13 protein-coding genes are annotated in these 11,889 nt (G+C 52.6%); 12 read left to right on the top strand and 1 reads right to left on the bottom strand.

Annotated features, from left to right (window positions below; all coding sequences use genetic code 11):
- Positions 1-84 precede the first annotated feature (84 nt).
- The 10 genes from fliD (at position 85) to dinB (ending at position 8,264) form a co-directional block, all read left to right on the top strand.
- Positions 85-1,410, top strand: coding sequence for a flagellar filament capping protein FliD (gene fliD, locus OGV80_RS03230; RefSeq protein ID WP_286513670.1), 1,326 nt, complete (start codon positions 85-87; stop codon positions 1,408-1,410).
- Positions 1,411-1,443: 33 nt separating this feature from the next.
- A complete protein-coding gene (gene fliS, locus OGV80_RS03225) occupies positions 1,444-1,836 on the top strand; it encodes a flagellar export chaperone FliS (protein WP_003843794.1) in 393 nt (130 codons plus the stop codon).
- Between the two features lie 4 nt (positions 1,837-1,840).
- On the top strand, positions 1,841-2,164 hold the full coding sequence (locus OGV80_RS03220) for a hypothetical protein (protein ID WP_043015277.1): 324 nt from the start codon (positions 1,841-1,843) through the stop codon (positions 2,162-2,164).
- Positions 2,161-3,336 (top strand): flagellar hook-length control protein FliK, encoded by a 1,176-nt coding sequence (locus OGV80_RS03215; RefSeq protein WP_043015278.1) that lies wholly within the window; start codon positions 2,161-2,163, stop codon positions 3,334-3,336. The genes OGV80_RS03220 and OGV80_RS03215 overlap by 4 nt, the downstream gene beginning before the upstream one ends.
- Positions 3,337-3,343: 7 nt before the next feature.
- Positions 3,344-3,814, top strand: a complete 471-nt coding sequence (locus OGV80_RS03210; protein WP_043015279.1) for a flagellar basal body-associated FliL family protein — start codon at positions 3,344-3,346, stop codon at positions 3,812-3,814.
- Between the two features lie 20 nt (positions 3,815-3,834).
- Complete coding sequence (locus OGV80_RS03205; protein WP_043015280.1) at positions 3,835-4,551, top strand: FliA/WhiG family RNA polymerase sigma factor; 717 nt, start codon at positions 3,835-3,837, stop codon at positions 4,549-4,551.
- A gap of 29 nt (positions 4,552-4,580) precedes the next feature.
- Positions 4,581-5,444 carry a flagellar motor stator protein MotA gene (gene motA, locus OGV80_RS03200; protein WP_043015281.1) on the top strand — a complete coding sequence of 288 codons (864 nt, stop codon included), beginning with the start codon at positions 4,581-4,583 and terminating at the stop codon, positions 5,442-5,444.
- 2 nt (positions 5,445-5,446) lie between these two features.
- On the top strand, positions 5,447-6,445 hold the full coding sequence (lafU, locus tag OGV80_RS03195) for a putative lateral flagellar export/assembly protein LafU (protein WP_043015282.1): 999 nt from the start codon (positions 5,447-5,449) through the stop codon (positions 6,443-6,445).
- A gap of 55 nt (positions 6,446-6,500) precedes the next feature.
- The gene (locus OGV80_RS03190; RefSeq protein WP_043015283.1) at positions 6,501-7,142 is read left to right on the top strand and encodes a hypothetical protein; all 642 of its coding nucleotides are present in this window, start codon (positions 6,501-6,503) and stop codon (positions 7,140-7,142) included.
- 66 nt (positions 7,143-7,208) lie between these two features.
- Positions 7,209-8,264, top strand: a complete 1,056-nt coding sequence (dinB, locus tag OGV80_RS03185; protein WP_043015284.1) for a DNA polymerase IV — start codon at positions 7,209-7,211, stop codon at positions 8,262-8,264.
- Between the two features lie 102 nt (positions 8,265-8,366).
- Here dinB and pepD read toward each other — a convergent pair whose 3' ends face one another.
- Positions 8,367-9,824, bottom strand: coding sequence for a cytosol nonspecific dipeptidase (gene pepD / locus OGV80_RS03180; RefSeq protein WP_221922490.1), 1,458 nt, complete (start codon positions 9,822-9,824; stop codon positions 8,367-8,369).
- 261 nt (positions 9,825-10,085) lie between these two features.
- Here pepD and gpt point away from each other — a divergent pair, with 261 nt between their 5' ends.
- Both gpt and frsA read left to right on the top strand, forming a co-directional pair.
- Positions 10,086-10,544, top strand: coding sequence for a xanthine phosphoribosyltransferase (gene gpt / locus OGV80_RS03175; protein ID WP_003031380.1), 459 nt, complete (start codon positions 10,086-10,088; stop codon positions 10,542-10,544).
- A 100-nt stretch (positions 10,545-10,644) separates the two neighbouring features.
- The gene (frsA, locus tag OGV80_RS03170) at positions 10,645-11,889 is read left to right on the top strand and encodes an esterase FrsA (protein ID WP_043015288.1); all 1,245 of its coding nucleotides are present in this window, start codon (positions 10,645-10,647) and stop codon (positions 11,887-11,889) included.

Below are 11,889 nucleotides of genomic sequence, written 5' to 3'. Positions count from 1 at the left end.
AGTTAACTTACTGAATCTGAATAATAAAAAATTTTGGCATGCGTTTTGCTATTACATAAATAACGTTGCACGGAGTCATCGATTATGAGCTTTACGAGTCCGATCCAAAAATTAGCACAAGAGTTTGCCTACGCCGATATTGCTACCCAGGCGGCGAATTTGCAGAACGAACAGAACGAATTGAATGCAGAGAGCAGCGGTCTGGACTCGCTCAGTACCGCGCTGACGAATTTTCAGACGGCCATCGATGCGCTGAACAGCGACACAGACGGCCCGCTGACGTTTTCTGCTACCTCTAATAATGACGCGAATACCGTATCGGCGAACTCCGAGGCGCAGGCCGGGACTTACTCGTTTTATGTTTCGGCGCTTGCGCAGGCGCAACAAACCACCTTCAGCATGAGCGATGACCAGTACAGCGCATCCGGTACCTTTACGTTATCGATGGATGACGGCACGACCATGGATATCGATCTTGCTGCTGCCGATGAAGATGGCGACAGTTTCATTGATGCCAGTGAACTGGTTGACGCGATCAATGACTCGGACGACAACCCCGGCGTGTCGGCGGCATTGGTTAAAACCGATGGCACCACCACCATCATGCTGACCTCTGATACTACGGGAAAGCAAAGCGGTTTTTCGGTGAGCGTTTCTGGCAACGACGATCTTGCTGCGGCGGAGTCATCTAGTGAGCAGATGTTAACGAATCCACAGGACGCCGAAATCCATTTGGGTAACGAGGACGGCCCTGCCATTACCAGCAGCTCCAATACGTTTGATGATGTTATCCCCGGCGTGACGATGACCTTTTCTGAGGTCAGCGACCCTACCGATCCTGACGATGTGACCACGTTTACCGTCGCGGAAGACTCCAGCGGATCGCAGGCCAAAGTGCAGACCTTTGTGGATGCCTACAACACGTTAATCGACACCATCGATTCGTTGACCAGCTATGGCGATGACGACACGGCTGCCGGGGTTTTTGCCGGTGACGCCGGGATGAATTCGCTGGCAAATCAGATGGATGATATTGCTCACGCCTCCTACGGCGGTGTTTCGATTGTCGACTATGGCATCACGCTGGATTCCGACGGTCACTTACAAATTGACTCCACCCAGTTCAGCGAAGAAATGGAAGAAAATCCGGACGGCTTGACCTCTATTTTCGTCGGGGAAGACAGCATGGTCGCGCAGATGGACGACCTGATGGAAAGCTATCTGGATTCCAGTAACGGCATCATCGCCATGCGTCAGGAAAACATTGATGACCAGCAGAGCAAAATTCAGGACGAAAGCGATCAACTGACTGAAACCTATAACACCAACTACGAGCGCTACGTGGAAGAGTACACCAATACGCTGGTTGAAACGTACACCATGAAAGTGAGTATGGCCGCGTTTATGTAACCGGCTGGTTTAAGAGAAGGACTGAGAATCAACATGTACGACACGCAGGATGGTTATTCGCAATACAAAGAGATGGATCTTGCTGCGCGTACCGCAGCAGCATCGCCGTTAGAGCTGGTGCTGGTGCTGTTTTCGGGGCTGATGGACGAGCTGGAACGCGCCAAAAGCCACATTGAGAACAAACGCTATGAGCGTAAGGCGCAAAGCATCAACAAATGCATTGATATTCTCAACGCCTTAACCAGCTCGCTGGAGTTTGAAACCGGCGGCGAGCTGGTGGTGAATTTGTCCCGGCTGTATGACCACTGCGTCTACCGCCTGTACGAAGCCAGCGGCGAATTGTCGCTGGAAAAAATTGATGAAGTGATCCTCATCCTGACGAATCTGCGCACGGGCTGGGAAGGTCTGTCGGCAAAACTGGGATAAGGCGATGCAAAGAGAGCGTCTGCAACAGCAACAGCAGCTTTATGCCCTGGTACAAGAGATGAACGACGCGCTGGATAACAAGCGTTGGCGACGATTACCCGGCCTGCATCAGCAGGTGATGCGCGTTTTTCATGACTATGCCGCCTGGGAAACTGATGCCGGGGCGCTGAGGGAAGTGAAAAGCAAAATGCATGCGGCGTTTGAGGCGCTAATAACCCGGCGAACGCAGCGTGCGGAAGAACTCAAAGCGCGCATGGATCAACATCAGCAAAATCAGGAAGGAATGTTGGCGTACTCAATGGTTAATTTAATTTCGGAGAAGGCATGAATCCTGTATTACTGGCCTCGGCCAGTGCGTTGGCAGAGGCCACACCGGAAAAGGCGGCTATCTCAGCCCCAACAACGTCAACGAGCGGCAGCACGTTTTCTTTGCCGCAGGCTGGGCTTAACGCGGTGGCTGAACGTTTGATCGGCGCAAAAGTCAACCAACAGCAGGCGTCGGCGGCCGGGCATCAGCGCGATGATGCAGATCCTGCGGCTATGCAGGCATTGCTGGCGATGCTGCTGGCGCAACCGGCTCAGGCGTCAGCGTCTGCACCAACCCAGAAGCAGCCGGACGGTGAGATGCTGAAAATGCTGGCGCAGGTGCAAACCTCCCAATCAGGTTCATCGCTGCTGCGTCAACTGGCGGGCGCGATGGCTCAACAAGGAAATACGTCCTCGCCGTCGGCTGAGCAGCATGCCACGGATTTATCGTCACTGCCGCCTAAACTGCAAACGTTGCTGGCGTCGATCGGCGAGGATTTGCCTCAGGCAACGCCGGATCAGCAGGCCAAACTGGCCACATTCTCCGCCCAGGATCTGCGCGCGATCGCGCCTGAACCTGCTTCGCTTTCAACGTCACAGCAAATTTCCGCCCGCGTGAAGTCTGAGGATCATAGCGTTCCTCGCCCGATGGCGGTGAGAAAAACGGATGGCGTGGCGGTTAACCCAACGCTTGCGACGCAAAGTTTGCTTAATACGGCGGCACAGGGAAATCAGCCGGTGAATGCCCTGAGCGATCATAGCGTGGTGTCGACGCAAGTTTCGACGCCGACCACGCTGTCAACAGAGGAACTCGGAGAGAAGCTTACCGCGCTGCTCAAAGACAGAATTCAATTCCAGTTGGGCCAGCAACAGCAGGTGTCGACTATTCGTCTTGATCCTCCTTCGCTTGGCAAACTGGAAATTGCCGTGCAGTTGGATGCCGGAAAGCTGATGGTTCACATCGGCGCAAATCAGAGTGATGTCTGCCGCTCGTTGCAGCAATTTAGCGAAAACTTACGCCAGCACCTCACGGCGCAAAACTTCATGGAAGTGAACGTTCAGGTCTCTTCCGAGGGGCAATCGCAACAGCAGCAACAGCAGTCAGATCATCAACAGGACGAGGTTACGTCGGCGCTGACGCTTAACGATGAGCCTCAATTTCAACAGAACGAATCCGTTCTGATCAAAGTGTAAAAGCAAGATGAAGAAAATTGTTATCGCGTGTCTGATTAGCTCCGTCGTGGCGCTGGGTATTGCAGGGGGCGCAGGATGGGGCATTTATCATTCTATGACTAAAGGAACCGCAACAGCAGCAGATAAGCCTGCGCATGAAGCGGAAGATAGCCAGGATGAGTCCAGCAGTATTTTTGTCTCCCTGCCGGAAACGGTGGTTACGCTTCATGATAATGAAGGGGAAGACAGATACATGGTGGCAGAGCTGGTAATGGTCGTTGATTCAGAGAAAGACGCTGAAAAAATTAAGAAAGACGAACCGCTCTATCAAAGTATTACGGTAGATGAACTCTCGAATATGAAATATGAGGATATTCGGGCGCTGAAGATCTCCGATATCAGAAAGAAAGTTTTTGAAAATCTGAAAATTGAATTAGCGAAACGCAAAATGGCGACACCTTATAAGGACATTTTGGTGAAAAAAGTCGTGTTTCAATAAGCGACACGCCAGGAAATAACATGATCCAGGATGCTTACGAGTCGGAAGACTTTAATGCGACGCCCGTGCTAACGCCAAAGCAAGAGAGCCATTATTTACAGGCCTATCTTCCTTTGGTGCGCAAAGTGGTGCGTCAACTTGCGCCGCAATGTACCTGCGTTATGGACAGGCAGGATATGGAACAAACGGCGCTGATGGGATTGCTGAATGCGATTCGCCGCTATGGTCAACCGGATGAAGGCTTTGCCGGTTATGCCGTCCACCGTATTCGTGGCGCCATACTCGATGAGCTGCGCAGCCTCGACTGGCGGCCTCGTCAGCTACGACAAAAATACCATCAGATTAAAGATTTGATTCGTGATGCGCGTACCCGGCTCGGGCATGAACCCTCATGGGAGGAGCTTTCCCGGCTGGGGTTGTCGTCTGAAGATTATCAGGAATACCAACAACTGGAAGGCGCCGAATCGCTGGCCAGTCTGGATGAATTACTGAATGGCGATATACCGATTGCGCCGCTCGAAGGGCGGGGGCTTGAGGAACAATTCGTCACGCAGGAAATGCTGGGTTATGCCCTGAGCCAACTCAGCGAAAAAGAGGGGCTGGTGCTCTCAATGTATTACCAGCACGATATGAATTTAAAAGAGATCGCGCTGGTATTAGGGCTGACTGAAGCCCGTATTTGTCAAATGAATAAAAAAATCACGCACAAGATTCGTGATTGTTTATATCCAGATTAACAATTCCGAATCAACATGCGGAGGACGTAATGCAAAAGATTTTTGGTTTACTGGTGGTTTTAGGCTGCGTATTTGGTGGCTACTTTGAGGCTGGCGGACAATTAATTGCCATCTGGCAGCCGGCAGAAATTATTATTATCTTTGGTGCGGGTCTGGGGGCGATGATCATTGGTAACCCGGTGCACGTACTCAAAGAGATCGTCCACCAGATTAAAGGGGTGATCAGTAAAAAGAAAATGGGACCGGAGTTCCAGCGCCAACTGCTGATGTGCCTGTATGAGCTACTGGAAATGGTGCAAAACGGCGGTCTGCGCATGCTGGATCAGCATATCGAACAGCCGGAAGAAAGTACTATTTTCCAGAAATACCCGCTGGTACTGACTCAGAAGCGACTGGTGACATTTATCGCCGATAATTTCCGTCTGATGGCGATGGGGAAAATTGATGCCCACGAGCTGGAAGGGATCCTCGATCAGGAACTGGATACGGCGGAAGAATCGCTGTTAACCCCATCGCGCTCCCTGCAACGTACCGCCGAGGCGATGCCTGGCTTCGGGATTTGCGCGGCGGTGTTGGGTATCATCATCACCATGCAGTCTATCGACGGTTCCATTGCGCTTATCGGTCTGAAAGTGGCGGCGGCGCTGGTGGGCACATTCCTGGGGGTATTCATCTGTTATTGCCTGATGGACCCATTGGCAAACGCCATGGAACAGCAGGCGCGGGCAGAACACTCATTGCTTGAATGCGTACGTACCGTGCTGGTGGCGCAGGCGGGCGGTAAGCCGACGCTGCTGGCGGTCGATGCCGGACGTAAACTTCTTCATCTGGCTTCCAAACCCACATTCGCCAATCTGGATGCGTGGGTGAATGCGATGCTGGAGCAAGAATAAGCATGAGGAAGGGGCCAAATCGTCGCGATCGCGGCGCGAAAACCACCATTATCCGCCGACAAATTAAAAAGAACCATGCAGGTCATCATGGTGGAGCGTGGAAAGTGGCATTTGCTGACTTTACGCTGGCGATGATGGCGCTGTTTATGACGCTGTGGATCGTGAACAGCGTCAGTAAAGCTGACCGTGAAAACATCGTGGCAGCGCTGCATGGCCAATCAATCTTTAACGGTGGCGGTATGGCGCCGTTAAACAAGCTGGGCAAGCAGCCGATAGCGCCGGGTGCGCAGAAGAAAAACGTCACGCGCAACAAACTCGATAAAACCGCCAATCCGCAGGAGACGGCGAAGATCACGGAAGAAAACGCGAAAAAGGCGTTAGACGTGAACGAGAAAACGACGTTACTGAAGCAAAAATCAGCCCGTGAATTGGGCGAGCTGGCGACCGACATTAATGTCATCGCCCGCAACGCGCATATGGAAACTAACCTCGAGATGGAGATTGTTCCTCAGGGGCTGCGCGTACTGATTAAAGATGACCAGAACCGCAATATGTTTGAACGCGGAAGCGCCAAAATTATGCCGTTCTTTAAATCGCTGCTGGTTGAGTTGGCTCCCGTGTTTGACTCGCTGGATAACAAGATAATCATCACCGGGCATACTGACGCGATGAGCTATAAGAGCAATATTTACAACAACTGGAACCTCTCCGGCGACCGCGCATTGTCGGCACGACGCGTACTGGAAGATGCCGGAATGCCGCAGGATAAAGTTATGCAGGTCAGCGCGATGGCGGACCAAATGTTGCTGGATGCGAAAAACCCGGAAAGCGCCGGTAACCGTCGCATTGAGATCATGGTGTTGACGCAAAGCGCTTCCGATACGTTGTATCAATATTTCGGCCAGCAGGGAGAGAAGGTTGTGCAACCGCTGGTTGATAAGCTGGACAAGCAAAAGCAGGTGACTTCTTTACGTCAACAATCTGCTCCCGTCACGCATTAATTCTGTTCCCGTCCCCCACGCAACGTGGGGGCAAATTATCCCTAAGGAAGGCAATGTGATAGATGTAACCCATATTATTCCCTTGGATATTGATACTGATAACGTCACCGATGTGGCCTGTCAGGGCGCACATTTCGACAAGGTTTCAGGTATCTGGTACACCGAACCCCATGAGCTAAACGGGGCGCTGCGTGACTATGTCTACGACACCGACAGTTTCAATATCGTCGCCCCGTACTATCTGGTGATTACCTCGAAGATGCACTGCTGGAGCTGCCACCAAATTACCCGTATTCATGGCGTGATGTTTACCCGCTTTATTAAGAAAAATCAGGATGGTCAGGGCTGGCAGTCGGTCAGGCGTAACAGCTTTTTGTTCCACATTAATTCTCTGCCTGAAGAGATAAAAAAGAACATCAAAGCCAGCAATTACTATCTCGATAAAAGTAAAACCACCGGGCTTCGTTACTGGATGAACCATTGTGAAATTTGTGGCGAACGTCTGGGCGATTACGAGCTTTTCTGCGTTGAGAATGATGCCTTTCGCCTGATGACAATCGAAAAACTGCTGCGGGCAAATATTCGCAAAGTAAATAAACTGTTTGTCAGTACGGCGGGCAATCCAGCGGAACATACGAAAACGGATATTGTGCGTTACCTGTGCGATGCGCGCTTCGTCATGAATGGTCCGGCGTAAGGTATAATCATACTTCTCACACCATAAAAATACTGTATACTTAAACAGTGTTGTGGGAGGCGAGTGATGCGCAAAATCATACATGTTGATATGGACTGCTTTTTCGCGGCGGTGGAAATGCGCGATAACCCCGCCCTGCGAGACATTCCCATTGCCATCGGCGGCAGCCGCGAGCGCCGGGGAGTTATCAGCACAGCCAATTACCCGGCGCGCAAATTTGGCGTACGTAGCGCGATGCCAACGGGAATGGCGTTAAAGCTGTGCCCGCATCTCACTTTATTGCCTGGTCGCTATGAGGCTTATAAAGAAGCTTCCCGGCAGATTCAGGCGATCTTCTCTCGCTATACCTCACTGATTGAACCTCTTTCGCTGGATGAAGCCTATCTGGATGTCACCGACAGTACCCACTGTCACGGTTCTGCTACGCTGATCGCCCAGGAGATCCGCCAGACGATTTTTAACGAGCTGCAGCTCACCGCCTCCGCCGGAATTGCGCCGGTTAAATTCCTGGCAAAAATTGCCTCCGATCTCAACAAGCCCAACGGGCAATATGTGATTACTCCTGCCGACGTTCCTGAATTTCTCAAAACGTTACCGTTAGGCAAAATTCCCGGCGTCGGCAAAGTCTCCGCCGCTAAGCTGGAAGCAATGGGATTACGTACCTGCGAGGATGTTCAAAAATACGACCTGGCAATGTTGCTCAAACGTTTTGGTAAGTTTGGTCGTGTGCTGTGGGAGCGTAGCCAGGGCATTGACGAGCGGGACGTCAACAACGACAGGCTGCGCAAATCCGTCGGCGTGGAGCGCACGCTGGCGGAAGATATTCACGAGTGGCCAGAGTGCGAGGCAATTATTGAGCGGCTGTATCCCGAACTGGAACGGCGTCTGGCAAAGGTAAAGCCGGATCTCCTGATCGCTCGCCAGGGGATAAAACTCAAGTTTAATGATTTTCAGCAGACCACGCAGGAGCACGTCTGGCCGCGCTTAAATAAAGATGACTTGATTGCGACGGCGCGCAAAACCTGGGATGAACGTCGGGGAGGGCGTGGTGTGAGGCTGGTGGGATTACACGTCACGCTGCTGGATCCACAAATGGAAAGACAGCTACTGTTGGGGCTGTGACTCAGAACAATTACCGGATGGCGGCATAAAAACTTTCTCAGGCCTACAAATTAGCGTGTAGGCCGGATAAGCGCAGCGCCATCCGGCATTTAGCGCAGAACCTTACTTCGCTGGAATAGACTTCAGCAGTTCAGTCAGAAGCGTCCAGTAGTGGCCGACGCTTTCAATATGAACCTGCTCATCCGGGGAGTGCGGACCCGTGATGGTTGGCCCAATGGAAACCATGTCCATTTCTGGATACGGTTTCTTGAACAGACCACATTCCAGACCGGCGTGGATAATCTGGATGTTCGGCGTTTTGTTGAACAGACGCTGATAGGTTTCGCGCACCAGGTGCATAACCGGGGAGTTAGCATCCGGCTGCCAGCCAGGATACGCGCCTTTGGCTTCCGTTTTGGCACCCGCGAGCTTGCCGAGTGAATCCAGCATGCTCACCACGTAGTCTTTACCGCTATCGATCAGCGAGCGAACCAGACAGTGGATCTGTACATTATCGTCAGTCATGGTGACCACACCGACGTTCAGGGAGGTCTCTACCACGCCTTTTGCTACGTCGGAATTGCGGATAACGCCGTTCGGGGTGGCGTTCAGCAGACGCACGAAGCTGTCGCGAGACTGAGCGGTCAGCGCGGCTTTATCTTGAGTCACGGTATCCAGCAGCAGAGCCAGGTTCTTCTCTTTGGCTTCCAGTTCGTTTTTCAGGATTTCCTGGTAGGTGCCGACCAGCGCTTTTAACGCATCAACTTTATCTGCAGCTACGGCGAGGGTAGCAAAGGCTTCACGCGGAATCGCGTTGCGCAGCGTACCGCCGTTGAAATCAACCAGACGCAGATCCAACTCTTGGGCGTGACCCGCCAGGAAACGGACCAGCAGCTTGTTGGCGTTACCAAGACCCACGTGGATTTCGCCGCCGGAGTGGCCGCCTTTCAGGCCTTTCAACGTCAGCTTAAAGCTCTGGAAGCCAGCCGGGATTGCTTCACGGGACAGCGGCAGGTTAGAGGTAAAGTCGATACCGCCTGCGCAACCCATGTAGATCTCACCTTCTTCTTCAGAGTCGGTGTTGATCAGAATATCTGCCTGCAGCCAGTTAGCCTGCAGACCAAACGCGCCATCCATACCCGCTTCTTCGGTCATGGTGAGCAGGACTTCTAACGGGCCGTGTACCACGTTGTCATCAGCCAGAACGGCCAGCGCAGACGCCATACCAATGCCGTTATCCGCACCCAGCGTGGTGCCACGGGCTTTTACCCATTCGCCGTCAATATAAGGCTGGATAGGATCTTTAGTGAAGTCGTGTACGGTGTCGTTGTTTTTCTGCGGGACCATATCCAGGTGCGCTTGCAGAACGACCGGCTTGCGATTTTCCATGCCTGCGGTAGCAGGTTTGCGAATCAGGATATTACCGACTTGATCGCGCTCGACGTGGAAACCTTTCTCCTGGGCCCAGCTCAGAATGTGTTCAGCGAGCTGCTCTTCATGGTAGGACGGATGAGGAATAGAACAGATTTTGGCAAAAATATCCCACAGCGGTTGCGGGGATAACTGAGACAGTTCAGACACGTTGAGTCTCCTTGGCGATGTCCTACAAAACTTGCTTGCAGGCCACGGGGTTAGCAGAATTAAAAACATCACAAGTCAGGCTTGCGCGATGCGATTGAGAATACCACTTTCTCCGCTGACGGCTAGCATAAAGCATGCAAAAAGAGGCGTGGATTCCGCGAAACACTGGTTTTTAGTGCTTCAGATCTCTATAATCTCGCGCAACCTATTTCCCCCTCGAACACTTTTTAAGCCGTAGATAAACAGGCTGGGACACTTCACATGAGCGAAAAATACGTCGTCACCTGGGACATGTTGCAGATCCATGCACGTAAACTGGCAAGCCGCCTGATGCCTTCTGAACAATGGAAAGGCATTATTGCCGTTAGCCGTGGTGGTCTGGTGCCGGGCGCATTGCTGGCGCGTGAATTGGGTATTCGTCATGTCGATACCGTATGCATCTCCAGCTACGATCACGACAACCAGCGCGAACTGAAAGTGCTGAAGCGTGCCGAAGGCGACGGTGAAGGTTTCATCGTCATTGATGACCTGGTTGACACCGGTGGTACTGCCGTTGCGATCCGCGAAATGTACCCTAAAGCGCATTTCGTTACTATTTTCGCTAAGCCGGCTGGCCGCCCGCTGGTGAATGATTATGTTGTTGATATCCCTCAGGATACCTGGATTGAGCAGCCGTGGGATATGGGCGTAGTGTTCGTCCCGCCGATCTCTGGTCGCTAATCTAAAAAGTTTTCAACGCCTGGCAACTGCCGGGCGTTGTTCTTTTTGCACTGTGTCAGGTTACACTATGCCTTAGTGAGTACTCATGGAGGCTGCAATCATGTCACAGGCTAACCTCAGCGAAGTCCTGTTTAAACCCCGCTTCAAACACCCTGAAACGTCAACGCTGGTTCGTCGTTTTAATCACGGCGCGCAGCCATCCGTACAATCCGCCCTGGATGGCAAAACCGTTCCACACTGGTATCGCATGGTGAATCGCCTGATGTGGATCTGGCGTGGCGTCGATCCGCGCGAAATCCTCGAAGTGCAGGCTCGTATCGTCATGAGCGAAGCCGAACGCACGGATAAAGAGCTCTATGACACGGTCATCGGCTATCGCGGTGGAAACTGGATCTACGAGTGGGCGAAGCAGGCGATGGACTGGCAACAGAAAGCGTCTATGGAGGAGGATCCGCAGGTGAGTGGACGCCACTGGCTGCATGCTTCCACGTTGTACAACATTGCCGCGTATCCACACTTAAAAGGCGATGAGCTGGCAGAGCAGGCGCAGGCTCTGGCCAATCGCGCTTATGAAGAAGCTGCGCAGCGTCTGCCGGGCACGCTGCGTGAGATGGAGTTTGCCGTAACCGGCGGCGCGCCGATCACCGGTTTCCTGCATATGCCAAAAGGCGACGGTCCGTTCCCGACGGTGCTGATGTGCGGTGGCCTCGACTCCATGCAAACGGATTATTACAGTCTGTATGAGCGTTACTTTGCCCCGCGCGGTATTGCTATGCTGACGCTGGATATGCCGTCGGTCGGGTTCTCATCAAAATGGAAACTGACCCAGGATTCCAGCCTGCTGCACCAGCACGTATTAAAAGCGCTGCCGAATGTTCCATGGGTGGATCACACCCGCGTGGCGGCCTTCGGTTTCCGCTTTGGTGCTAACGTGGCGGTACGCCTGGCGTATCTGGAATCATCGCGTCTGAAGGCGGTTGCCTGTCTTGGTCCGGTAGTGCATGCGCTGCTAAGTGACCCACAACGTCAGGCAAGCGTCCCGGAAATGTATCTTGACGTTCTGGCCAGTCGCCTCGGGATGCACGACGCATCCGATGAAGCGCTACGCGTTGAGCTTAATCGCTATTCATTAAAAGTGCAGGGCCTGCTGGGTCGACGCTGCCCAACGCCAATGCTGTCGGGGTTCTGGAAAAACGATCCATTTAGCCCGGAAGAGGAGTCGCGTTTAATCACATCTTCATCTTCCGACGGTAAGCTGCTGGAGATTCCATTCAACCCGGTGTATCGCAATTTTGACAAAGGCCTGCAGGAAATCACTGGTTGGATCAATCAGAGATTGTGTTAA

The organism is Citrobacter sp. Ce119, from assembly GCF_030334525.1.
GTDB classification, from domain to species: Bacteria; Pseudomonadota; Gammaproteobacteria; order Enterobacterales; family Enterobacteriaceae; genus Citrobacter; species Citrobacter europaeus.
This window is presented reverse-complemented; position numbering and strand designations above follow the sequence as displayed.